The sequence below is a fragment of the Xenorhabdus taiwanensis genome (genome assembly GCF_036512875.1).
In the GTDB taxonomy this organism is placed as follows: domain Bacteria; phylum Pseudomonadota; class Gammaproteobacteria; order Enterobacterales; family Enterobacteriaceae; genus Xenorhabdus; species Xenorhabdus taiwanensis.
In genome coordinates this window covers 1,454,143-1,478,993 of sequence record NZ_AP028978.1, presented here as the reverse complement: position 1 = coordinate 1,478,993, position 24,851 = coordinate 1,454,143, and the positions used below count along the sequence as shown (strand labels likewise).

The window sequence follows — 24,851 nt, the reverse complement described above, 5'->3', positions numbered from 1 at the left end:
ACTGTTAAAAGGTAGAAGTATCATGTCCGAGTTAAACGAAAAATTCTCAGTAGCATGGCAAGGCTTTAACGAGGGTAGCTGGCAGAATGAAGTCAACGTTCGTGATTTCATCCAGCAAAACTATACCCCGTATGAAGGTGATGAATCATTCCTCGCGGGTGCCACAGAAGCAACAAATATTTTGTGGGAAAAAGTCATGGAAGGTATCAAAATCGAAAACCGCACCCATGCACCGATAGATTTTGATACTGACATTGCGTCTACAATTACCTCTCATGATGCGGGTTATATTGAAAAAGATCTGGAACAAATTGTTGGCCTGCAAACCGAAGCACCACTGAAACGTGCCATTATCCCATTTGGTGGCATTAAAATGGTTGAAGGTTCCTGTAAAGCTTACAATCGCGATCTGGACCCAAAACTGAAACAAATTTTCACTGAATATCGTAAGACGCATAATCAGGGCGTATTTGATATTTACACCCCCGATATCCTGAAATGCCGCAAATCCGGTGTATTGACTGGCTTGCCTGACGCCTATGGCCGTGGTCGCATTATCGGTGATTACCGTCGCGTTGCATTGTACGGAATCGACTTCCTGCGTGACGAAAAATTTGCCCAATTCACTTCCCTACAGGAAAAATTGGAAAATGGCGAAGATTTGGAAGCTACCATTCGCCTACGCGAAGAACTCGCCGAACAGCATCGCGCTCTTGGTCAAATCAAAGAGATGGCGGCTAAACATGGCTATGATATTTCCAACCCTGCTACCAATGCCAAAGAAGCCGTGCAATGGACTTATTTTGCCTATCTGGCAGCCGTGAAATCCCAAAACGGTGCTGCAATGTCCTTTGGCCGTGTTTCGACCTTTCTGGATATCTATATCGAACGTGATATTCAGGCCGGTAAATTAACTGAACAACAAGCTCAAGAGCTGATCGACCACTTGGTCATGAAACTGCGCATGGTGCGTTTCCTGCGTACTCCAGAGTATGATGAACTATTTTCTGGCGACCCAATTTGGGCAACCGAATCACTGGCTGGTATGGGTTTAGATGGACGCACCCTTGTAACCAAAAACAGTTTCCGTTTCCTGCATACGCTATATACCATGGGGCCATCCCCAGAACCTAATATGACCATCCTGTGGTCTGAAAAACTACCTATTAACTTTAAAAAGTTTGCAGCAAAAGTCTCTATCGACACCTCATCCCTGCAATATGAAAATGATGACCTGATGCGCCCTGACTTCAACAGCGATGATTACGCTATCGCGTGCTGCGTCAGCCCAATGGTTGTTGGTAAACAAATGCAGTTCTTCGGCGCCCGTGCAAACCTTGCAAAAACCATGTTATATGCCATCAACGGCGGCGTGGATGAAAAAATGAAAATGCAAGTTGGCCCGAAAGAAGAGCCAATGAAAGACGCTGTGCTGGATTATGACAAGGTCATGGAGCGAATGGATCACTTCATGGACTGGCTGGCAAAACAGTATGTCACTGCCCTGAATATTATCCACTACATGCATGACAAATACAGCTATGAAGCTTCATTAATGGCACTGCACGATCGTGATGTATACCGTACTATGGCATGTGGTATCGCAGGTTTATCCGTTGCCGCTGACTCATTGTCTGCCATTAAATACGCGAAAGTTTTCCCAATCCGTGATGAAGATGGCCTGGCAATTGATTTCAACATTGAAGGTGAATACCCACAATTCGGTAACAACGATCCACGTGTCGATGATATCGCTTGTGATCTGGTTGAACGCTTCATGAAGAAAATTCAGAAACTGCAAACATACCGTAATGCTGTTCCAACCCAGTCTGTACTGACTATTACCTCAAACGTGGTTTATGGTAAGAAAACGGGTAATACACCTGATGGACGTCGTGCTGGCGCACCATTCGGACCAGGCGCCAACCCAATGCACGGACGTGATCAAAAAGGTGCAGTTGCTTCATTGACTTCGGTCGCTAAACTGCCGTTTGCCTATGCCAAGGATGGTATTTCATACACATTCTCTATTGTACCTAATGCACTGGGTAAAGATGATGAAGTGCGTAAAGCAAATCTGGCAGGCCTGATGGACGGTTATTTCCATCACGAAGCAGATATCGAAGGTGGTCAGCATCTGAACATTAACGTGATGAACCGCGAAATGCTGTTAGATGCCATGGAAAATCCTGAGAAATACCCGCAATTGACAATTCGCGTATCGGGTTATGCTGTGCGATTTAATTCTTTGACTAAAGAACAACAACAGGACGTTATCACCCGTACATTTACTCAAACCATGTAATTATTAAAATATAGTGTAATTACTTGAAATAGAGCCAATGAGAATCGCGTTAACGTAACATTTCATTATTTCTATTGAAATAACTTTCAATAAAGGCTCCTTAATCCTTGGGGGCCTTTATGAGTTTGCTAGTTTTGGAGAAGTCCTTTCATGTCCGTACTTGGCCGTATCCACTCTTTTGAATCTTGCGGAACCGTAGATGGTCCCGGTATCCGCTTTATCGCGTTTTTCCAAGGTTGCCTCATGCGCTGCCTCTATTGCCATAACCGCGATACCTGGGATACCCATGGCGGAAAAACTGTAACAGTCGAAGAATTAATAAAAGAAGCAACAACCTATCGCCACTTTATGAATGCTTCCGGTGGCGGAGTCACGGCTTCCGGTGGTGAAGCAATCCTTCAGGCCGAATTTGTTCGTGACTGGTTCAGGGCTTGCCATGAAGAAGGTATTCATACCTGTCTGGATACGAATGGCTTTGTTCGCCGTTATGATACGGTGATCGATGAACTATTGGATGCTACCGATTTGGTTATGCTGGATTTAAAACAACTTAATGATGATATTCACCAAAAATTAATTGGCGTGTCCAATCATCGGACTCTCGAATTTGCACGTTATCTGGCAAAACGCAATCAAAAAACCTGGATCCGTTATGTTGTTGTTCCCGGTTGGTCGGATGACGATCAATCAGTTCATTTACTTGGTGAATTCACCAACGACATGAAAAATATTGAAAAAATAGAGCTATTACCTTATCACGAACTCGGTAAACATAAATGGATTACCATGGGGGAGGAATATAAACTGGAAGGTGTTAAGCCCCCATCAAAAGAGACAATGGAGAGAGTAAAAGAAATTTTAAGTGGCTATGGACATCACGTAATCTATTAGATTTATTCCCGCCATTCCATAATTAACTATCTAATTAATAAAGCAATCTATAATTCTTAATAGAAACTGGCTTTCAAACATTGAAGTCAGTTTCTTTGTTAATGAACAATTATCCGATTTCTTCCTTACAGTTATTATATTGAATAAATTTTTAACTTCCTTTACATTCAACATTATCATTGCCACTATTTTTTAAGCACAAGTAGGTACATATCCTAAATATTGCGCTTAGGTAACACGTCTTTTTTCCTGTTAATTATTCCTAGCTATGATCATATCAGGCCGGATATAGTCTGATATGATAAAAATAAAGCACAAATCAGCATAACCTATCACACAATGCGAATAATATTTTATTCTAAAAACACACAATAAATGATATCAAAGATAAAATCATTTACTTTATGTAGATATAAATTAGAAAATTAAGCCAAAATTATCTTAGAACAATTAATAAAATAAATCGCATACATTCATTATTCCCTGTAAAAACACCTTTTTCCACTTATAAGAATTAAAATTAATACTTGTTGATTAATAATTTTTATATGATAATCCCTCCGTTTTCTATAACGAATCGTGTTAATGAAATAGAGAAAAATCAATTCAGTAATGGCTATTCAATAAAATAAATCGGAAAAACATGGATACTCAAGATATGAACCTCAATTCAGGAGAGAACAGCGTCTCTCTGAGCAAGGAAAAAGATACATTCATTCCAGGTGGTCGTGCTGTAGGAGCCGGGACTGCAGCAGAGTGGATTGGTAATGCATGGGAAATGTTTAAAGCAAAGCCACTGAAATGGATATTGATAACCTTAGTCTATTTCCTTATACTAATTACTTTGCAATTCATACCTACCGCCAGTATTGTCGCTGCCCTATTTGGTTCAGTCTTGGTTGCTGGATTTGTCGCTGCCAGTGAAAAACAGCGAACAACGGGTGATTTTGACATAGAATTGCTTTTCCATGGATTTAAAAATAAGCTCGGCTCATTAGTTGCTGTAGGTGCGCTTGCCTTCGGCATAAATGTACTTGGTATCATTGCTGCTGTTATACTTGGAGGAACAAGCCTACTTCAAATATTTTTGGCAGGACAGGATCCAGATCCGATGCTATTAACGGGCAGTTTTTCTAGTTTAATGCTGGCAATATTGGTTATATTGTTCTTTAGCATCGTTTCCCTTGCATTTAGCTGGTTTGCTCCTGCTCTGATTATCATTAATGATTTAAAATTTGGTGAAGCAATATCGATGAGCTTAAGTGCAGTAAGAAAAAACCTATTCGGTGGTTTCCTGTTCTTCTTGCTGATGGGTATTCTGGCATTTGTTTCCGCAATTCCACTTGGTTTGGGTTTACTTATTATTTTTCCTATGTATATGGCAACCTATTATACAACTTATCGCAGCATTTTTTATGCGCCAGAAACCCAAGAGACAAAATCGCACTTAATCAATTAAATATTTCCCAACAGATATTGATATGTAAAAAGCGCTATTTTTAGCGCTTTTTTATTACTATTAAATAATATTTAATCTTGAAATAAAAACATAAGTTGAGTAAGTTCCTTTATTAATATAAGAGAAAACAATGGATAACAACAGTATTCCTCCCAATATAGAAAGATCACACAATAATTCAGCTAATGAACACACTATCTTTATTCCCAATGGACAGGCAATTGGGGTACGTGCTGCCATTTCCTGGATAGGTGATACATGGGATTTTATGTCTCCCAAACTTGGTATGTGGGTGTTGATGGGAATTATCTATGGCGCTGTTAATTTAATTCTTTTCATTTCTGATTTTGGTTTTATCCTGTTTAATTTACTGGAACCATTATTCTCAGCTGGAATTATTGCCATTTGTGAAACGCAAAGAATGACTGGTAAATTTAAGTTCGGGAAATTATTCTATGGACTTCACTATAAATGTAGTGTTTTATTGGCAATCGGTATCATTGTTTGTGGAATAAAAATATTGGGAAGTCTTATTTATGCTATGATAGATGGACATAACCTTTCTCAAGTCATTTTCGATGATTTTTCTTTATATAGCAATTATGAAGCGATGCTCATTAGTGATGATTCACAAGAATCATTTTTATCTTCCTGTGTGTTTCTAATTACCTTGTTCTTATCCACTGCATGTTCCTGGTTTGCCCCCGCATTGGTTATATTGAAAGATTTTAGCGTAGGAAAAGCCCTTTCAATTAGTTTCCGTGCTATATGGAAAAACCTCCTGGGTGTACTATTATTCCTTCTCTTTATCTATCTTTTGTTCTTTATTTCTGCACTCCCTCTGTTCTTAGGAGCCCTATTCACCGTTCCATTGAGCCTGGCAACGTCTTATATTTCTTATCGCAGTGTTTTTTATAAAAAAGAAACTCAGAAAGATGATATAACTGTGACACGCTGAATTATGATAGTTACTCGTAAAAAAGCGCCATATTCGGCGCTTTTTTTATTAAGAATAGGTGGTATTAACCAATGTATTCCAATCCATTCATATAAGGACGCAACACTTCTGGGATTTCAATACGGCCATCTGCCTGCTGATAATTTTCCATCACAGCAACCAAGGTACGACCTACCGCAAGACCCGAACCATTCAGTGTATGCACTAACTGAGTTTTCTTGTCATCTTTAGCGCGGAAACGTGCTTGCATACGACGAGCCTGAAAATCCCACGTGTTAGAACAAGAAGAAATTTCACGATAAGTATTTTGCGCTGGTAACCAAACTTCCAGATCGTAAGTTTTTCTTGCGCTTGCTCCCATGTCACCCGTGCACAGCAGCATCTTACGGTAAGGAAGATTCAGTAACTGTAATACCTTCTCAGCGTGTCCAGTCAGTTCCTCTAATGCTTCCATGGATTTTTCCGGATGAACAACCTGAACCAACTCAACCTTATCAAACTGGTGCATACGGATAAGGCCACGGGTATCACGACCATAAGAACCCGCCTCAGAACGGAAGCAAGGGGTATGTGCCGTCATCTTCAATGGTAACGCGCTTTCATCCAGAATTTCATCACGAACTAAGTTAGTGACCGGAACTTCCGCAGTTGGGATCAGCGCATAATGACTGCCAGATTCTTCTTCCAATGGTCTGGTATGGAACAGGTCTTCACCAAATTTAGGTAACTGCCCCGTACCATATAAAGAATCATGGTTAACCAGATAAGGAACGTAAGTTTCCAGATAACCATGCTGCTCTGTATGCAGATCCAGCATGAATTGGGTGATGGCACGGTGCAGACGAGCGATCTGCCCTTTCATTACTACGAAACGCGAGCCAGTCAGTTTAACCGCAGCAGCAAAATCAAGGCCGCCAGTCAGTTCACCTAATGATACATGGTCTTTGATTTCAAAGTCATATTGGCGTGGTTCACCCCAACGACTAATTTCCAGATTATCACTGTCATCTTTTCCGTCTGGAGAAGAATCATCTGGGATATTCGGCATACTTAATGCAAGATTACGGATCTCAGCCTGCAAAGTTTCCAATTCAGCTTTTGCTGAATCCAGCTTTTCTCCCAACTGATTCACTTCCTGACGCAGTGGTTCAATATCTTCACCACGGGCTTTCGCTGCACCAATAGCCTTCGATCGGGAATTACGTTCAGCTTGCAGGGTTTCAGTTTCAACTTGTAAAACTTTGCGGCGCTCTTCTAGTTTGCGCAGCGTCTCCACATCAAGGGTATAACCCCTGCGAGCCAGTTTTTCGGCGACTGCGTCTAGCTCATTACGCAGTATATTTGGATCGAGCATGCTAGTCCTGTGCTTGTTGTTATTGAAAAAACTACAGCGAAGAGCTGTAGTTTGAAATTGTTAGATATAAACCTTACCGTATCAAGAAAATTAACGATAGCGTTTTATTGGGCTATTTTGATCCTGTTCCATTAGCCAGTTTAACTTTTCACCTATCTTACCTTCCAGCCCTCTGGCAGTCGGATAATAATAACGTGTTTGTTGCATTTCTGGTGGAAAATAGACTTCGCCGGCTGCATATGCGTTAGCTTCATCATGAGCGTAACGGTACTCTTCACCAAACCCGATTTCCTTCATCAGCTTAGTCGGGGCATTACGCAAATGGGCAGGAACGTCATAATCCGGTTTGTTTTGCGCATCTGCCATAGCTGCCTTAAATGCGGTATAAACAGCATTACTTTTCGGCGCACAAGCAAGATAAACAATGGCTTGTGCGATCGCCCTTTCTCCTTCAGCCGCTCCTACGCGCATAAAACAATCCCATGCAGCAATAGCGATCTGCATTCCACGTGGATCTGCATTACCTACATCTTCAGAAGCAATTGCCAGTAACCGACGGGCAACATAAAGAGGATCACCGCCTGCGGTAATAATTCGGGCGTACCAGTAAAGTGCTGCATCAGGTGCTGAACCGCGGATTGATTTATGCAGTGCAGAAATTAAATCGTAATATCGATCACCTTGATTATCAAACCTGGCGCTCCTTTCCCCACTCACTTCTTTCAGTAATTCCGGCGTCAAAACCCGTTGCCCTTGCGCATCGGTTTCTGCCATGTCCGACATCATCTCCAGCAAATTCAGTGAGCGGCGTGCATCTCCCGCCACAAGCTCTGCTATCATTTGGCGAGTATTATCCGGTAATACGATATTTTGCCCGCCAATGCCACGCTCTGTATCGTTCATGGCCTGAATAAGAACCTGTTCAATTTCTGCCGTCGAAAGTGATTTCAATAAATAGACACGAGCCCGTGATAATAAGGCCGAATTTAATTCGAAGGAGGGGTTTTCGGTGGTTGCACCAATAAATGTGATCGTACCATCTTCAATATGTGGCAAGAACGCATCCTGCTGACTTTTATTAAATCGATGAACTTCATCAACAAATAAGATAGTTCTGCGCCCTACATTACGATTTTGTCGTGCTCTTTCTATGGATTCACGAATTTCTTTTATGCCAGAAGTGACTGCCGAAATACGTTCAATATCAGCTTGAGCGTAATAACCAATAATTTCAGCCAGTGTTGTTTTTCCTGTTCCGGGCGGTCCCCATAAAATCATAGAATGAAGATGACCTGCTCGGATGGCTCGCGGCAAAGGTTTCCCTTCCGCCAGTAAGTGTTGCTGGCCGATATATTGATCTAATGTGACTGGCCGCATTCTTGCGGCCAATGGCTGAAATTCATTTTGTGAAAAATCGAGAGAAAGATTGTTCACTTAAACCTCACTGGCGTTGATCATCCAGCGTGACACCTTCCGGTACGGTAAATTTGAATTTTTCCGCACCCACGTTTACATTTTGCTGCCCTTTCAATTGGTAAGCACTTTTTTGCCCATCCTGTTCAACGGCAGTAAATTTTTGGATTGTTCCTTCTGGTGTCACGGTAATTGAAAAATGTTTTAAATTGCCATGGGCATTATGGGGCGTCAGCTCAAAGCTATTACCGTTTTGCATAACCTTGTACTGTTTCCAGTCGGCAGGATCATTGCGTGTAATCAGCATAAATGGCGTATTTCCCGTTGCTTCTTTTAACCAATTAGCCGTCACCTGTTCAACAAAAGGATTATAAAACCACAGCGTCTTACCATCAGAAACCAAAACACTCTCATCAGGTGACGTCATATGCCAGTTAAACAAATTAGGGCGTTTGATCCAAAGCTCGCCCTCTCCTTTTTGGACCGTTGAACCATCATTGCTTGTCACTGTTTGAGTAAAACTGGCATGAAAACTATTCACCTTCCCCAAACGCCCTTGCAGATCCTGCGTTGCATCAGCCCAGGCAGAACCTATGCTCACGCCCATCATCAGACAACCAATCAACATCAGTTTTTTCATGTGCGAGGTACCTTCAATTCGTTTTATTATCAGCCATCAATTGCCGATACTGTTTACATTTCACAGCGATAATTAATGTTCATGGGGCGGAGGTGCCAAAACTTCACGATTGCCATTATGCCCAGGGGTACTCACTATCTGTTGTGCTTCCATTTGTTCGACAATCCGGGCTGCCCGGTTATATCCAATCCGAAATTGACGTTGCACGCCCGAAATAGAGACACGACGTTTTTCGACCACAAATTCAACCGCTTGATCAAACAGGGGATCTAGCTCTTCGTCACTATCAAATCCCATACTGCCTTCACCATCTTCTCCTCCTTTGACAATACTGTCTATATATTGAGGGCGGCCACGGGCTTTCCAGTCATTCACTACTTCATGCACTTCTTGATCGCGCACGAATGCACCATGAACACGTACAGGAATGGAGGAGTTTGGCGCCAGATAAAGCATGTCCCCCATACCAAGCAATGATTCTGCGCCACCTTGATCAAGAATGGTACGGGAATCTATTTTACTGGATACTGTAAATGCAATACGTGTCGGAATATTTGCCTTAATCAGTCCGGTGATAATATCAACAGAAGGGCGCTGAGTTGCCAATACTAAGTGGATACCTGCCGCCCGTGCTTTCTGAGCCAAGCGGGCAATTAATTCTTCCACCTTTTTCCCGACTGTCATCATTAAGTCGGCAAATTCATCAACCATGACAACAATATAAGGCTCTTTTTTCAGCATAGGATGCATTGTATCCATGCTGTCACCTGGTTTCCAGAACGGATCAGGGATTGGTCGCCCCATATTTTCGGCTTGCTTGATCTTATCGTTATAGCCCGCAATATTGCGCACTCCTAAAGCTGACATCAGCTTATAACGTCGCTCCATTTCATTTACACACCAACGCAATGCATTGGCTGCATCTTTCATATCGGTGACAACTTCAGTCAATAAATGTGGAATGCCTTCGTAAACCGATAACTCAAGCATTTTCGGGTCAATCATAATAAAGCGAACATCCTCTGGTTTCGCTTTATATAGAATACTGAGGATCATCGCATTGACCCCTACCGATTTACCCGAACCCGTCGTTCCTGCTACCAGTAAGTGGGGCATTTTACCCAAGTCAGCCACAACCGGCTGCCCTGCAATGTCTTTTCCTAAGACGATGGTTAACGGTGAAGGATTATCACGAAATTTCTCACAGTCCAAAACTTCCCGCAGATAAACTGTTTGGCGTTTTTTATTGGGTAATTCTAAACCAACATAAGGTCTCCCCGGAATAACTTCCACGATACGGACAGCTACCGCTGAAAGCGAACGAGCGAGGTCACGTGATAGGTTAGAAATACGCGAAGCTTTCACCCCAGGAGCTAAATCCAATTCAAATCGGGTGATGACAGGACCAGGAGAGAATCCAACAACATCCGCTTTAACGCGATAATCATTCAAACGCGCTTCAATTAAACGAGAGGTTTGCTCAAGCGCAAACATGTCAACCGGTTCTTCTTCCGCTGGCGGTTCTGCCAAAAGATCCAAAGAAGGCATCGGCGTCGTTGGCTTTGGCAATGGTTGATCATTGCGTATCAAGAATGGATGGAATAGGCTATCTTGCTGCGGTTGCTGCGGTTGCTGCGGTTGCTGCGGTTGCTGCACAAAAGTAGGTTGATTTCTCGATTCGTGGAAATCAAGAGGAGTCGCTCTATTTTTCTCCTGAATTGGCTGAGTCTGTGATTCTGTTGGCATAAATACAAATTCAGCAGGCTCAGGTTGATTCATCTGGTAACGTTCACGTTGCTGTTGCTCAAATGCTATCCGCAACGCTTCTTCCTGTGCTTTTTGTTCATCTATTGGCTGTTCGTTTACTATTTGTTCGCCTATGATCGGGTTATCTACGCTATTTTCCGTCAACTCATCAGCTACCGTTGGTTGCTTATGTATCAGCGTATTTGCTTCACGAGACTCTGGCTCTCTATTTCTTTCTTCAAAATCAGCACCATAACGCTCGCGTTGCTGTTCGAGGAATTGCTGACGCAACATGTCTTGCTGTTGGGCATCCATTCGCTGTTCATTCGCTTCTGCAACCAACTCGTTCTGCCTCTCTTTCTCTTTCCGTTGCATGTGTTCTGCCAAACGGTGAGAAGGCACTTTGATACCATACAATTCGCGACGTGTTGGGATCCTGACAGGATTAGGGCGCGGCATTTCGGGACCAATGCCTTGTTTAACCTGTGGATTTCTCGTCACAATAGCAGAGCTGACAATATCCGCTGCCGCATTTTCCAAATTGACATTATCATTTGCAGGAAGCGTAAATGTATCTGTTACATCATCTTGTGAATGTGTATTTGTGCCAACAGAACTGTTTGTGGATAGATTTGAAATAGACTGAGAAAAGTCATCAGATTGTGGATTTGTACCTGATTGCTCATCATCTGGCAATTCAAAAGAATAGTGAACAGGTTCTTGTTCCTGAGGTTGCTCCAATACTGGAACCGTTGGAGAAACTGATGCAGGCTGTAACGCTGCACCTGTATTAGCTAATTCGGCTAACGTTGGAGCTGTCAGTAATACATCATCTTCATCCAACGTTTCAGTAAATATAACCATTTCATGTTTATCTGCATGCTCCGCATGTTTTTGTTCACTGGCTGAACGTTCAGAAACTAACGTATTATCTAAATCATATTCAGCACTATTGCGGCCACGATTGACGACAAAACTTAGTGAATCCAGAATAACTTCACCAATCTTTTCTGCAATCGTGAGCCATGACCATCCCGTAAATAATGTGAATCCAACGACCCAAATACCAAGCAGAGCCAAGGTTGCCCCCAGAATGTTGAACCAGGGCAGAATCGCGTTACTGAACAAATTGCCAATGACTCCACCAGCAGCAAAATCATTTAAATCATCAATATTGAGAGCAGCCAAGCCACATGATGTCAGTATCAGGGCTAAAGCACCAATGACGCGTAATGCAAGTGTGAAGAAATCAATGTACTCTTGCCTATCTTTCTGACGGAAAGCATTCCAGCAACCTAACAACATAAATGGCGGGACTGCATAGGCAAGAATACCAAATGCCGAGAATAGTGTGTCAGATAACCAAGCACCAACACTGCCGCCCCAATTGTGGACGGGTTCATGCCATGATGTCTGTGACCAACTAGGATCAGATGGATTAAAGCTGATAAGCGCTACCATTAAGTACACAGCACAGATAGCAATAGCCAACAGAATGGCTTCCAGAAGCCGGCGGCCACTACTTATCGTCTTTAATTTAACACGTTTGTCTTCTGTATATTCCTGGTTCAAGAAAGGCTCTCCAGGTTTTTCTGTTTTAAACGGAACAACGCTGAGGGTAGCTCAGCGTTGAAACTGTATGCATAAACAGGAGTGTACCTGAGTTTTTCCTGTTTTGCATCTGTACATTTTAGATGAAAGCTTAACGAGTCTTAATCACTAAACGATTACTCTGCTTCACTTCTTCCATTACAACATAAGTGCGGGTGTCATTAACACCAGGAAGACGTAACAGAGTTTCTCCGAGCAATTTACGATATGCAGACATATCTGGCACGCGTGTTTTCAGCAAATAGTCAAAATCACCAGAAACTAAATGACACTCTTGGATCTCTTCTAGTTTCTGAACAGCAGTATTGAATTGTTCAAATACATCTGCTGCACCGCGGTTCAGCGTAATTTCAACAAATACCAGCAATGATGCATCCAAATAATGAGGATTCAGCAAAGCCGTGTAGCCAGAGATAAAGCCCTGACGCTCTAAACGACGCACGCGTTCCAGGCAAGGTGTTGGTGACAAACCAACTCTCTTGGATAACTCCACGTTAGAAATACGACCATCTTTTTGCAACTCATTAAGGATATTACGATCTATACGATCAAGATCTTTTCCTGGACGCTTCTTATTATCTATCATCTTATTGCTCTCTCTTTAATATTCCTACACCTAAAACATTTTCCCTATCTCTTTCAAGCAGTTGAGCTGGAAAAGATGTCTTCAAAGGTTAACGCTCAATCTGTAACCAAGGTTTAAGGACTACTACAACTCTAGAAACAATCTCCCAGAATACAATTTCCCAGATCACAATCTCCCAGAATTCGATTAATTACCCCTTTTGTTTTCCAAGTTGATGCTATGTTAGCTGTGCTCACTCACCCCAATCACTCAGTTACTCATATATCAGCCACTCATATTCGTTTCTATGCGCTTGAGGTTTTATTCCCTTGCCGCCGCACTACAACTTGAAATCCATTAGGAATACGACACGATTTACCAGAGCATTGTCTCTCAGAAACACCATTTCCCAGAACACTATCTCTCAAGATACCAGCTCCAAAAACACTAGGTTTTTCAGAAACAGCTTAACGGCAATTTTTATATTCTATGAGAAAATCACCCACACTAGTTTGTCTATTTTATAGAAACAATTGATTAGCAAGAGAGATAATTATCTCTTACACAGATGTTTTCGCAAATGCACAGCCGATTGTCAAAGTAAATGAACAAAAATCAGAACAACCTGCCAAATAAATTTTCAGTAAATCGTTTCGATAGCTTGTTTTATGTCTCATATGTATAAATGACGTTCAATTCAGAAAGTTAAACAATCGTCTCTTACAATACGATTACATCATAGTTACTATCTATCGGTAAAATCGTTAATAACATGAATATTTTATCTGATAATCGCTTTTTTTAACTTATTATTTCTCCTACAATCCCCAAATCTGCAATATGCGATAATGGAAATGAGGTATTCATGAGCACAGCCAAACACAGTAAACTTATCATTCTTGGTTCAGGTCCTGCTGGTTATACCGCTGCTGTGTATGCAGCCCGCGCTAATCTAAATCCTGTCCTCATTACTGGGGTTGAAAAAGGTGGCCAATTGACCACCACGACTGAGGTTGAGAACTGGCCCGGAGATCCTGAAGGGCTGACTGGCCCTGGCTTGATGGAACGCATGTTCCAACACGCCGAAAAATTTCAAACAGAAATTATTTCTGACCATATTCAGAACGTTGATTTCTCAAACAGACCATTCCGTTTATTTGGTGATGATCAGGAATATACCTGCGATGCTTTAATTATCGCGACAGGAGCTTCAGCCCGTTATCTCGGATTGCCTTCCGAGGAGGCTTTCAAAGGTCGTGGTGTATCTGCCTGCGCAACATGTGATGGATTTTTCTATCGCAAACAAAAGGTTGCTGTAGTCGGCGGGGGCAATACTGCGGTTGAAGAAGCACTGTATTTGGCAAACATTGCCTCTGAAGTACATCTGATTCACCGCCGTGATACTTTCCGTTCAGAGAAAATCCTGATTGACCGAATGATGGAAAAAGTGAAGAACGGCAACATTATTCTGCATACTGATCGTACGTTGGATGAAGTTCTGGGTGATGATATGGGTGTTACTGGCATCCGCATTCGTAATACGAAAAGTGACAATACCGAAGAACTGGATGTTACCGGCGTTTTCATCGCCATCGGCCATAGTCCAAACACTGGCATCTTTGATGGCCAACTGGAACTGGAAAACGGATATATTAAAGTCCAATCTGGCTTGCATGGTAATGCCACCCAGACTTCTATTCCCGGTATCTTTGCCGCCGGAGATGTTATGGATCATGTGTATCGCCAGGCTATCACCTCAGCAGGTACAGGCTGCATGGCTGCACTGGATGCTGAACGTTTCCTTGACGGGCTGGCAACCAAATAATCTATCTTTCCCCAAAGCGCTATTCCGATAGCGCTTTTTAACAGGTAACATACAGCTTGTTTTGATATTCCGTATCATCACCCGCTAATCAGAAATTTTTCTTATGGACAAAACAAGACAATCTGAACTTGTTCGATGGCTGAAACAGCAAACTGTACCCGCCCGTCGATGGCTTCGTTTATCAATGCTACTTGGCTTAATCAGTGGATTGCTGATTATTTCCCAGGCCTGGCTCTTGGCGACAATCCTGCAAGCCCTGATTATGGACAATGTTCTCCGTGAAAATCTTATCGACCAATTTCTAATGTTGGCCGCTACTTTTACATTACGGGCGATTGTCAATGCTGTTCGGGAGCGTGTCGGGTTTATTTGTGGCAAAGTTGTACGCCAACAAATTCGCAATATGGTGCTGGATAAACTCGAACAACTGGGTCCAGTGTGGGTTAAGGGGAAACCCGCCGGAAGCTGGGCAACCATTATCCTGGAGCAGATAGAAGACATGCAAGATTTCTACTCTCGCTATCTACCTCAAATTGCGCTTGCTACGATAATCCCTGTCTTAATCCTGGTTACTGTGTTTCCAATTAATTGGGCCGCAGGATTAATTTTATTTGTAACCGCGCCATTAATCCCACTGTTTATGGCATTGGTGGGCTTAGGAGCCGCAGATGCCAATCGGCGCAATTTTGTTGCTCTCAGCCGATTAAGCGGTAATTTTCTCGATCGTTTACGGGGTTTGGAAACTTTGCGTCTGTTTCATCGAGGAGAAGCAGAAATTGAACAAATCGCTGGTTCAACAGAAAACTTTCGCCGCAGAACAATGGAAGTTCTGCGCATGGCATTTTTATCTTCAGCAGTTTTAGAGTTTTTTGCCGCAATTTCTATTGCTGTTGTTGCTGTTTATTTTGGTTTTTCCTATTTGGGAGAATTGCACTTTGGTAGTTATGGCGTGGGTGTTACGTTGTTTGCAGGTTTCCTCGCGTTAATCCTCGCACCCGAGTTTTTTCAACCACTGCGCGATTTAGGTACGTTTTATCACGCCAAAGCCCAGGCAGTCGGAGCGGCAGAATCACTCTTCACTTTACTTAGCAGCGATGGAGAACAGGCCGCAAGAAGCGGTGAGAACACACTATCAGATGAAGAACCCGTTACCATTGAGGCCTGCGGACTAGAAATTATGTCCCACGATGGACATCGTCTTGCTGGTCCTTTGAATTTTACCATTGATAAACGCCAACGGATTGCTCTGGTTGGAAAAAGTGGTGCAGGAAAAAGTACGTTGCTCAATGTATTGCTGGGATTCTTACCTTATCATGGTTCCTTGAAAATCAATGGAATAGAGTTGCGTGAACTCAATCTTACCAAATGGCGCGAACATTTAAGCTGGGTTGGGCAAAACCCACACCTGCCAGAACAGACACTGCTTGATAATATTCGTCTTGGTCAGTATGGCGCAACGCAAGAGCAAATCAATGATGTGATGGAACGGGCTTATGTCAGTGAGTTTATTAACGACCTACCAGATGGAATAAATACGGTGACAGGTGACAACGCTGCTCGTCTGTCTGTCGGACAAGCCCAGCGGATTGCGGTAGCACGAGCGTTGTTAAACCCTTGCCAATTATTGCTCTTAGATGAACCCGCCGCTAGTCTTGATGCCCATAGCGAACAGCGTGTGATGATGGCCTTAAATCAGGCTTCACATCAACAAACCACATTATTGGTCACTCACTTGCTAGAAGAAACGCTATCATATGACCAGATTTGGGTAATGGAAAATGGATTGCTTATTGAACAAGGTGATTATCAAACTTTAAGCCAGTCTCAAGGTGTATTTTCTCGTTTGTTATCTCACCGCAGTGTGGAGCTTTAATCATGCGTGTATTACTCCCATTTCTCGTGCTTTACCGCCGCCATTGGTTTCTCATCAGCTTAGGTATGCTATTGGCGATTGTGACACTGCTAGCCAGTATTGGGTTGTTAACACTTTCTGGATGGTTCCTTGCTGGCACAGCTCTGGCGGGGTTTGCAGGGTTATATACGTTTAATTATATGCTACCTGCTGCCGGTGTTCGCGGTGCGGCTATTTTTCGCACTGCTGGTCGTTATGGTGAGCGGCTTGTCAGCCATGATGCAACATTTCGAGTATTAGCGCATTTACGTGTTTTCGCGTTTCAAAAAATACTACCGCTTTCTCCTGGAGGCATTGCTCGTTTTCGTCAAGGGGAGTTGTTAAATAGGCTTGTTGCAGATGTCGAAACACTGGATCACCTGTATCTGCGCGTTATTTCCCCTGTCCTCGCCGCATTCGTCGTCATTCTCGTTCTGACATTCGGCCTGGGCTTCCTTGATATCATCCTCGCCTATACTATTGGCGGTATTATGTTAGGGTTGCTGCTGATATTACCTTGCGTGTTTTACCACGCAGGAAAACCTTATGGCAGAAACATTACTCAACAACGCGGTCAGTATCGTACATTACTTACCAGCGCTTTGCAGGGGCAAGCTGAATTAAGCGTGTTTGGCGCACTCAAACGCTTTCGTCAATCCATGACAGAGATTGAAAATGATTGGTTGAAAAGCCAGCAAAAACAAGCCAGTTTGACCGGACTTTCACAAGCTATCATGATTTTTTCCACCGGTATGACAGTGACGCTGATACTGTGGCTGGCTGCGGCAGGTGTGGGAGAAAACAGCCAGCCGGGCGCATTAATCGCACTGTTTACATTTTGCACCCTTGCTGCGTTCGAAGCACTTGGTCCAGTCACTGTGGCATTCCAGCACATGGGGCAAGTCATTGCATCTGCAACACGTGTTTCTCAGTTGATGCACCAAAAACCGGAAGTCTCCTTTCCTTCTCATGGACCGCAAGCAAATAGCGGGTTCAACCTTGAAATAAAAGATGTTGATTTCATCTATCCAGGTCAATCACAACCAGTATTGAAAAATATATCACTATCCCTGAGATCAGGCGAACATATTGCTTTACTGGGAAAAACAGGATGTGGTAAATCCACACTTTTGCAATTATTGACGCGAGCCTGGGATGTCAATAGCGGTGAGATTCAGCTTAATCAGCACCCTATCTCCCACTATGATGAGCCAACATTGCGTTCAATGATGTCTATTGTTCCTCAGCGAATACATGTCTTTAGCCATACTTTGCGTGAAAATCTCTTATTGGCAAAACCAGATGCTGGCGACGATGAATTAACAACCGTACTGCAACAAGTAGGTTTAGGATATTTGCTAGACACTGATAAAAAGCTAAACTGTTGGATGGGTGAAGGCGGGCGTCAGCTTTCCGGTGGAGAACAACGGCGCCTGGGTATTGCCAGAGCATTATTGCACAATGCCCCTTTAATGCTACTGGATGAGCCAACTGAAGGACTCGATGCAGATACAGAACAGCAAATTCTGTCGCTACTACACCATCGTTGTCAGCATAAGACTTTGATTATCGTTACCCATCGACTCACAGGCTTGCAATTCATGGATCAAATTTGCGTTATGGATGGAGGACGCATTATCGAGCAAGGTAAGCATAATACGCTACTGGCTCAACAAGGACGTTATTATCAATTTTATCAGCGGCAACAATTTCATCAGCTACCGAGCTACCCTGAGCAAAGGTAATTCAACTTATGTCGATAGCTCAACTGGGTAACTCATATGAATTCCCCCATCCCACTAATGCGCTGGTTGAACCCAATGGTTTATTGGCATTTGGAGGAGATCTAAGTGCAGAACGTTTACGAGTAGCGTATCATGGCGGAATTTTTCCCTGGTATTCGCCTGACGAGCCACCTTTATGGTGGTCTCCCGATCCCAGGGCTGTGTTGATTCCAGGAGAATTGCATATTGGCCGAACACTACGTCGATTTATTCACAAACATACTTACCAAATTACGGTAAACTATGCTTTTGATGAAGTGATATATAATTGCGCTCAACGACAAGAAGGCACCTGGATTGGGTCAGATGTTCAAAAAGGTTATCAAACCTTACATAAAGAAGGATTAGCTCATTCAATTGAAGTCTGGCATGACCATCAACTTGTGGGTGGTTTATACGGCGTTTGTGTCGGTACACTATTTTGCGGTGAATCGATGTTTAGCAAAATGGAGAATGCTTCCAAGTGTGCTTTTGTCGCATTCTATCACCATTTTTTACGTCATGGCGGCCAACTATTTGATTGTCAGGTATTAAATCATCATACAGAATCATTGGGTGCTAAAAATATTCCGAGAGAAACATTTCTCCAGCATCTTTATCAATTAAGAAAGCAGTCATTGCAATCAGGCTGCTGGTCTGTACAAAAGCTGGATTTATAATCATCTCTTAGAAATAAATGCTGTTCATGGTGGGAATGTCATTAACTATCATATTTTCGTATGTAAAATGATGGCTTAAAATACGACATTCCTTTACATAGTGATGGTTTTTCGGCATTATCTTGCCGGTTAAAAACTATGGTTGTTACACTTAGAGGATTAGATGGCCAAAGAAGACACTAATTTTGAAATGCAAGGTACTGTTTTAGAAACACTGCCAAATACTGTGTTTCGCGTTGAATTAGACAACGGACACATTGTCACTGCTCATATCTCAGGAAAAATGCGCAAGAACTATATCCGCATCCTGACAGGAGACAAGGTTACAGTTGAGCTAACTACATATGATCCGGAAAAAGGACGCATTACTTTCCGTAGCCGCTGATTAAGATACCTTAGCACCACAGGTGATCATATTTTTCAAAATTCACCTGTGGTGTAGCTGCTAATTTTTATTTTTTATCACCCGTCAGTTATCAGTTTCTATCACTGATACTATTTATGCTTATTCCGTTTATATCTATATAACATGTTACAATACAGCATCTTCTGATCTCTTTTTATTCGATTTTTGGGCACTCTTAAAATCGTATATCAATGTCTGTTTAGCTTTATCAAGTTTAATCCTGACTGAGCCTCCATGCACCAGAGAGCCAAATAGCAACTCATTTGCCAGTGGTTTTTTGAGATTATCCTGAATGACACGGGCCATAGGTCGTGCTCCCATCGCCTTATCGTAACCTTTGTCACATAACCATTGGCGGGCTGCTGCACTGACTTCCAAAGAGACACCTTTTTCATCCAGTTGGGCTTGTAACTCGACGATAAATTTATCAACAACTTGCTGAATAACTTCAGGAGAGAGTGCATCAAACCAGATTATGCTATCAAGACGATTGCGGAATTCAGGTGTGAAAATCCGTTTTATCTCTTCCATACCATCCGGGCTGTTATCCTGTTCAGTGAATCCAATGGATTTACGCTGTATTTCACGTACCCCTGCATTGGTTGTCATTACCAAAATAACATTGCGGAAATCCGCCTTGCGGCCATTATTATCAGTCAACGTACCATTATCCATAACCTGTAACAGCAAGTTAAAAACATCAGGATGAGCTTTTTCAATCTCATCCAGTAACAGAACAGAATGAGGATGTTTGATGATCGCATCGGTCAATAATCCTCCCTGATCATACCCAACATAACCTGGAGGAGCACCGATTAAACGACTGACAGTATGGCGTTCCATATACTCTGACATATCAAATCGCAATAATTTGACATTCAAAACCTTGGCAAGTTGGACTGTGACTTCTGTTTTCCCCACTCCCGTTGGCCCGGCAAACAAAAAAGATCCTACTGGCTTATGATCCTGTCCCAATCCGGCACGGCTCATCCTAATGGCTTCCGTCAAAGCAGCAATCGATTTTTCTTGACCAAAGACCAGCATTTTCAAACGTTCATCCAGTGATTTCAATACATCTTTATCACTGGCTGACACTGTTTTTTCTGGAATACGGGCTATGCGAGCAACAACAGTTTCAATATCGGCAACATTGATCGTCTTCTTACGGCGGCTAGCTGGCACTAATCTGGTCCTTGCACCAGCCTCATCAATAACATCAATGGCTTTATCCGGTAAATGGCGATCAGTAATATATTTCACAGATAACTCAACTGCTGCTCGAATGGCCTTCGCTGTATAACGAACATCATGGTGTGCTTCATATTTAGCACGCAGTCCATTGATAATTTGTACTGTTTCTTCAGAAGAAGGCTCAAGAATGTCAATTTTTTGGAATCGGCGAGCCAAAGCCCTATCTTTTTCAAAAATATTGCTGAATTCGTGGTAAGTCGTTGAGCCAATTACCCGTATACGCCCACTGGACAACAGCGGTTTAATAAGATTAGCTGCGTCCACCTGCCCACCCGATGCAGCACCCGCGCCAATAATAGTATGGATTTCGTCGATAAAGAGAATGCTTTTACTGTCTTGCTCCAATGTTTTTAACAAAGACTTGAAGCGCTTCTCAAAATCACCACGATACTTTGTTCCCGCCAACAATGAGCCAATATCAAGAGAATAGATGGTACAATCCTGCATCACTTCAGGAACATTTTTTTGTACGATACACCATGCAAGCCCCTCAGCAATGGCCGTCTTACCAACACCAGATTCTCCAACAAACAAAGGGTTATTTTTGCGGCGACGGCAGAGCACCTGAATAGTTCTCTCCAATTCATTCTGACGGCCGACTAGCGGATCAATTTGTCCTTTCAATGCCAGTTGATTCAGATTGGTCGTAAAATTTTCCAATCTATCTTCACTAATTGCCGGCTCTTCCTGAACCGGATTGATACTGTGGTGAGCATCATTATCTGATTCATCTTTGCGCGTTCCATGAGAGATGAAGTTCACAACATCCAAACGACTGACGTCATACTTACGCAGTAAATAAGCAGCCTGGGATTCCTGTTCACTAAAAATGGCAACTAAGACGTTCGCCCCAGAAACCTCCGTACGCCCCGAAGATTGAACATGGAATACCGCACGTTGCAAAACACGCTGAAAACTTAATGTAGGTTGTGTATCCCTGTCATCATTTTCAGATAACAAAGGGGTGGTTTGTGCAATAAAACTTTCTAATTCTTGGCATAACATCGCCAAATCGACTTTACAAGCCTCCAGTGCTTCTCGCGCTGATGTGTTACTTAACAACGCCAGCAACAGGTGCTCTACAGTCATAAATTCATGTCTGTTATCCCTTGCTTTGGCAAAAGCAATATTGAGACTAAGCTCCAGTTCTTGATTGAGCATAAGCACCTCCTCCTAAATTTCAGTAAGCCAGATCAAATCTTCTCCAGCGTGCAAAGTAACGGATGCTCGTGCTCCTTAGCATACATGTTCACTTGCGCAGCTTTAGTTTCTGCGACCTCTGCCGTATAAATTCCGCAAACTGCTTTCCCTTTGTAATGGACATCCAGCATTAGTTGCGTTGCTCGTTCAACATCATAAGAAAAGAACTTTTGCAATACGTCAACCACAAACTCCATAGGGGTATAATCGTCATTGTTAAGAATAACCTTATACATTGATGGTGGTTGTAGTTCTTGTTTTACATCATCCTCAATAAATTCTTTAACTTTCAAGTTGTTATAAAACTCAGTCATTATTCTTCCGCTGGGTATTAACTGTCCGCTGGATTTTAGTATGAACTAATTCATTCTACTGCTATATATTTTATCACTTCATAAAGCTCTCTGCTTACCCCCTCCCTTGATTAGCAGATCAGGATTTTGCCTAAAAATCGGATACCGTTACCTATATCAAACTTTAGCCATTTGAGACAGCCTGACGTTGTTTATATGCTTGACGACGTAATGAATTTCACTACAGTATATTTTATGAGCACCGCTTCCTGTCTGGGCGTTTGTTCATATTTTAAAATTTTTAGTGACTCCTAAACCCGAAATCGTGATACGAGGGATAGAGAAGTATGGAAACAGGTACTGTTAAATGGTTCAATAATGCAAAGGGCTTTGGATTTATTTGCCCAGCCAGCGGGGGCGAGGATATATTCGCTCACTATTCAACCATTCAGATGGATGGTTATAGGACGCTGAAAGCGGGGCAAAAAGTGAACTTTAGCGTTCATCAAGGCCCCAAAGGTAACCATGCCAGTCTCATTGTACCTCTGGAAAATGGTTCAAAATCAAAAAAATAGTGACCCGATAAATTTGTAATTTCCACGCCACAAATAGACAATAGGCTTATTTGTGGCGTGCTATTTTATTCCCTTGCCAATGCTTCTATAGGATCGAGGTGAGCTGCATTTTTGGCAGGCAGGAAACCAAAGATTATCCCTATTGCCGTTGAACAACCAAATGCAATGATAAATGCAGTGAAGCTATAAACGAAATCCCAGTTCGGTAACATCAATTGCACCATAAAAGAAATGCTGTATGACAGAATAATCCCCAGTATTCCCCCTGTTAAACAAACCAAAACAGCTTCAATAAGGAATTGCTGCATAATATCACTGGTTCTGGCCCCTACTGCTATACGAATACCAATCTCCCTTGTACGCTCGGTAACTGATACCAACATGATATTCATGACACCAATTCCCCCGACAACCAAGGATATTACCGCAACTAATGTTAAAAATATCTGCATAGTCCGGGTTGTTTTATCCATTATTTTAATGGTTTTATTCATGTTATAAGTGTGAAAGTCTTTTTTACCGTGACGGAATATCAGCAATTGATTAAGTTTTTCTTCTACTTCGTTGGACACATAGCCATCTTTTAACCTGACAACAATCGAATTCAAGTAATTTTGATTCATCAAACGGCTATTCATCGTACTGTAAGGCACCCAAACTTGTAATGTATTACTGCTATAAAGATTTTGCCCGTTAGCAATTACACCAATCACTATCAAGGGCATGTTTGTTAACAGTAATTCTTTGCCTACCACATTATCCTGGTAAGGAAAGAACTTCTTACGTGTATTATCATCAATGATAACCACTTGAGACTGGCGCTCGATCATGTCTGAAGTAAAAGGAATGCCTTGAGAAAATTTCATGGCATATACCTGAAAAAAATCACTTCCTACCCCCGATATTTGTGCTTTAGCATCTATATTGCCTTGACGCAAACGTCCGCTATTTATAAATTCGGGAGAAGCAGCCTGAACATAGGGCTGAGATTTTATTGCCGGAATATCAGTAATTTTCAGTGCCTGCATATCCAAAGCGTTATCACTGCCAAAATCTTTTCCTGGATAAATTGATATCGAGTTAGTGGCAATAGATTTAATATGTGATAACACCATCGATTTTGCCGCATCACCAATCACTACGATCGTGACGACAGAAGCAATGCCTATTATAATTCCAAGCATTGTCAGCAGAGTCCGTAGCTTATTCACATTCATGGCGCGCCATGCCATCAATAAAGCTTCATTAAAACGTCCCCAGATTTGTTGCACTGAAGCGGTTTTTACACTGACAGTTTTTGTATCTACAGAAGAAGGGATATGAGGTAATTCTTGGTGTTCAGAAGAGCGTACCTCACTCATGATACGCCCATCTTTAATTTCAATCACCCTTTGAGCCTGTGCAGCAATATTAGGATCGTGGGTAACAATAACAACCGTATGTCCTCGTTGACAGAGTTTTTTCAAGATATCCATCATTTCCTGACCGGAAGTACTATCCAACGCTCCGGTTGGTTCATCAGCAAGGATGACCTGACCACCATTCATAAGTGCCCTGGCAATACTGATCCGTTGTTGTTGTCCACCTGAAAGCTGGCTTGGCCGATAATCAATCCTATTTCCCAATCCAAGGCTTTTTAGTAATTCAATAGCCCGCTCACGACGTTGTATTTTGGAAACACCAGAATAAATTGCCGGAATTTCAACATTTTGCTCGGCGGTTAAATGAGTCAATAAATGGTAGCGCTGAAAAATGAACCCAAAATATTCCCGGCGTAATTTCGCCAATTGATCACTACCCAAATCAGCAATATTTCTTCCTGCAACCCAATATTCTCCACTGCTAGGCTTATCCAAACAGCCAAGTATATTCATTAAAGTAGATTTACCTGAACCGGAAGCGCCAACAATAGCCACCATTTCTCCGACCTGTATAGATAACGAAATATTATCCAGAACAGTGACTTGCCCCTCTCCTGCGGGATAATTACGACTAACGCCTTTTAGTTCCAGTAATGTACTCATT

At 42.3% G+C, this 24,851-nt stretch carries 18 protein-coding genes; 10 read left to right on the top strand and 8 right to left on the bottom strand.

Features of this window, described 5'->3' with window-relative positions; genetic code table 11:
* Positions 1-22 precede the first annotated feature (22 nt).
* The 4 genes from pflB (at position 23) to ACE1SE_RS06660 (ending at position 5,613) form a co-directional block, all read left to right on the top strand.
* Positions 23-2,305 (top strand): formate C-acetyltransferase, encoded by a 2,283-nt coding sequence (pflB, locus tag ACE1SE_RS06675; protein ID WP_374053167.1) that lies wholly within the window; start codon positions 23-25, stop codon positions 2,303-2,305.
* 150 nt (positions 2,306-2,455) lie between these two features.
* A complete protein-coding gene (pflA, locus tag ACE1SE_RS06670) occupies positions 2,456-3,196 on the top strand; it encodes a pyruvate formate lyase 1-activating protein (protein ID WP_374053166.1) in 741 nt (246 codons plus the stop codon).
* Positions 3,197-3,839: 643 nt separating this feature from the next.
* Positions 3,840-4,655, top strand: coding sequence for a BPSS1780 family membrane protein (locus tag ACE1SE_RS06665; RefSeq protein WP_374053165.1), 816 nt, complete (start codon positions 3,840-3,842; stop codon positions 4,653-4,655).
* A 130-nt stretch (positions 4,656-4,785) separates the two neighbouring features.
* The gene (locus ACE1SE_RS06660) at positions 4,786-5,613 is read left to right on the top strand and encodes a BPSS1780 family membrane protein (RefSeq protein ID WP_374053164.1); all 828 of its coding nucleotides are present in this window, start codon (positions 4,786-4,788) and stop codon (positions 5,611-5,613) included.
* A 64-nt stretch (positions 5,614-5,677) separates the two neighbouring features.
* Here the strand turns inward: ACE1SE_RS06660 and serS are convergent, their stop codons facing one another.
* The 5 genes from serS to lrp all read right to left on the bottom strand — a co-directional run bounded on the left by serS (position 5,678) and on the right by lrp (position 12,963).
* Positions 5,678-6,967, bottom strand: a complete 1,290-nt coding sequence (serS, locus tag ACE1SE_RS06655; protein WP_374053163.1) for a serine--tRNA ligase — start codon at positions 6,965-6,967, stop codon at positions 5,678-5,680.
* 90 nt (positions 6,968-7,057) lie between these two features.
* A complete protein-coding gene (locus ACE1SE_RS06650) occupies positions 7,058-8,401 on the bottom strand; it encodes a replication-associated recombination protein A (RefSeq protein ID WP_374053162.1) in 1,344 nt (447 codons plus the stop codon).
* A gap of 7 nt (positions 8,402-8,408) precedes the next feature.
* Positions 8,409-9,020 carry an outer membrane lipoprotein periplasmic chaperone LolA gene (gene lolA, locus ACE1SE_RS06645; RefSeq protein WP_374053161.1) on the bottom strand — a complete coding sequence of 204 codons (612 nt, stop codon included), beginning with the start codon at positions 9,018-9,020 and terminating at the stop codon, positions 8,409-8,411.
* Positions 9,021-9,092: 72 nt separating this feature from the next.
* On the bottom strand, positions 9,093-12,338 hold the full coding sequence (locus tag ACE1SE_RS18890) for a DNA translocase FtsK 4TM domain-containing protein (protein ID WP_445082113.1): 3,246 nt from the start codon (positions 12,336-12,338) through the stop codon (positions 9,093-9,095).
* Positions 12,339-12,468: 130 nt separating this feature from the next.
* Positions 12,469-12,963, bottom strand: coding sequence for a leucine-responsive transcriptional regulator Lrp (gene lrp / locus ACE1SE_RS06630; protein ID WP_004256338.1), 495 nt, complete (start codon positions 12,961-12,963; stop codon positions 12,469-12,471).
* An 844-nt stretch (positions 12,964-13,807) separates the two neighbouring features.
* On the opposite strand from lrp, the gene trxB reads away from it, so the two are divergent.
* The 5 genes from trxB (at position 13,808) to infA (ending at position 19,486) form a co-directional block, all read left to right on the top strand.
* Entirely contained in the window at positions 13,808-14,767 is a 960-nt protein-coding gene (trxB, locus tag ACE1SE_RS06625; protein WP_374053160.1) for a thioredoxin-disulfide reductase, read from the top strand.
* A gap of 103 nt (positions 14,768-14,870) precedes the next feature.
* On the top strand, positions 14,871-16,640 hold the full coding sequence (cydD, locus tag ACE1SE_RS06620; RefSeq protein ID WP_374053159.1) for a heme ABC transporter permease/ATP-binding protein CydD: 1,770 nt from the start codon (positions 14,871-14,873) through the stop codon (positions 16,638-16,640).
* A 2-nt stretch (positions 16,641-16,642) separates the two neighbouring features.
* Positions 16,643-18,403 carry a heme ABC transporter ATP-binding protein/permease CydC gene (gene cydC / locus ACE1SE_RS06615; RefSeq protein ID WP_374053158.1) on the top strand — a complete coding sequence of 587 codons (1,761 nt, stop codon included), beginning with the start codon at positions 16,643-16,645 and terminating at the stop codon, positions 18,401-18,403.
* Positions 18,404-18,411: 8 nt separating this feature from the next.
* Positions 18,412-19,101, top strand: a complete 690-nt coding sequence (aat, locus tag ACE1SE_RS06610) for a leucyl/phenylalanyl-tRNA--protein transferase (protein ID WP_374053157.1) — start codon at positions 18,412-18,414, stop codon at positions 19,099-19,101.
* 163 nt (positions 19,102-19,264) lie between these two features.
* The gene (gene infA / locus ACE1SE_RS06605) at positions 19,265-19,486 is read left to right on the top strand and encodes a translation initiation factor IF-1 (RefSeq protein ID WP_047767507.1); all 222 of its coding nucleotides are present in this window, start codon (positions 19,265-19,267) and stop codon (positions 19,484-19,486) included.
* 147 nt (positions 19,487-19,633) lie between these two features.
* On the opposite strand, the gene clpA is transcribed toward infA, so the two are convergent.
* A complete protein-coding gene (clpA, locus tag ACE1SE_RS06600; RefSeq protein WP_374053156.1) occupies positions 19,634-21,919 on the bottom strand; it encodes an ATP-dependent Clp protease ATP-binding subunit ClpA in 2,286 nt (761 codons plus the stop codon).
* Between the two features lie 32 nt (positions 21,920-21,951).
* Positions 21,952-22,272: an ATP-dependent Clp protease adapter ClpS gene (gene clpS / locus ACE1SE_RS06595; RefSeq protein WP_374053155.1), complete on the bottom strand. Its 321-nt coding sequence runs from the start codon at positions 22,270-22,272 to the stop codon at positions 21,952-21,954.
* A 326-nt stretch (positions 22,273-22,598) separates the two neighbouring features.
* Between clpS and cspD the strand changes: the two genes are divergently transcribed.
* Complete coding sequence (gene cspD, locus ACE1SE_RS06590) at positions 22,599-22,826, top strand: cold shock-like protein CspD (protein ID WP_074018308.1); 228 nt, start codon at positions 22,599-22,601, stop codon at positions 22,824-22,826.
* Positions 22,827-22,891: 65 nt separating this feature from the next.
* Here the strand turns inward: cspD and macB are convergent, their stop codons facing one another.
* Positions 22,892-24,850 carry a macrolide ABC transporter ATP-binding protein/permease MacB gene (macB, locus tag ACE1SE_RS06585; protein ID WP_374053154.1) on the bottom strand — a complete coding sequence of 653 codons (1,959 nt, stop codon included), beginning with the start codon at positions 24,848-24,850 and terminating at the stop codon, positions 22,892-22,894.
* Position 24,851: the final 1 nt, after the last annotated feature.

Coding starts and splice junctions, on each gene's coding strand:
- lolA (WP_374053161.1), bottom strand. CDS start 9,020: ATGAAAAAACTGATGTTGATTGGTTGTCTGATGATGGGCGTGAGCATA.
- serS (WP_374053163.1), bottom strand. CDS start 6,967: ATGCTCGATCCAAATATACTGCGTAATGAGCTAGACGCAGTCGCCGAA.
- infA (WP_047767507.1), top strand. CDS start 19,265: ATGGCCAAAGAAGACACTAATTTTGAAATGCAAGGTACTGTTTTAGAA.
- aat (WP_374053157.1), top strand. CDS start 18,412: ATGTCGATAGCTCAACTGGGTAACTCATATGAATTCCCCCATCCCACT.
- clpS (WP_374053155.1), bottom strand. CDS start 22,272: ATGACTGAGTTTTATAACAACTTGAAAGTTAAAGAATTTATTGAGGAT.
- pflA (WP_374053166.1), top strand. CDS start 2,456: ATGTCCGTACTTGGCCGTATCCACTCTTTTGAATCTTGCGGAACCGTA.
- cydD (WP_374053159.1), top strand. CDS start 14,871: ATGGACAAAACAAGACAATCTGAACTTGTTCGATGGCTGAAACAGCAA.
- clpA (WP_374053156.1), bottom strand. CDS start 21,919: ATGCTCAATCAAGAACTGGAGCTTAGTCTCAATATTGCTTTTGCCAAA.
- cspD (WP_074018308.1), top strand. CDS start 22,599: ATGGAAACAGGTACTGTTAAATGGTTCAATAATGCAAAGGGCTTTGGA.
- pflB (WP_374053167.1), top strand. CDS start 23: ATGTCCGAGTTAAACGAAAAATTCTCAGTAGCATGGCAAGGCTTTAAC.
- trxB (WP_374053160.1), top strand. CDS start 13,808: ATGAGCACAGCCAAACACAGTAAACTTATCATTCTTGGTTCAGGTCCT.
- ACE1SE_RS06665 (WP_374053165.1), top strand. CDS start 3,840: ATGGATACTCAAGATATGAACCTCAATTCAGGAGAGAACAGCGTCTCT.
- cydC (WP_374053158.1), top strand. CDS start 16,643: ATGCGTGTATTACTCCCATTTCTCGTGCTTTACCGCCGCCATTGGTTT.
- lrp (WP_004256338.1), bottom strand. CDS start 12,963: ATGATAGATAATAAGAAGCGTCCAGGAAAAGATCTTGATCGTATAGAT.
- ACE1SE_RS06660 (WP_374053164.1), top strand. CDS start 4,786: ATGGATAACAACAGTATTCCTCCCAATATAGAAAGATCACACAATAAT.
- macB (WP_374053154.1), bottom strand. CDS start 24,850: ATGAGTACATTACTGGAACTAAAAGGCGTTAGTCGTAATTATCCCGCA.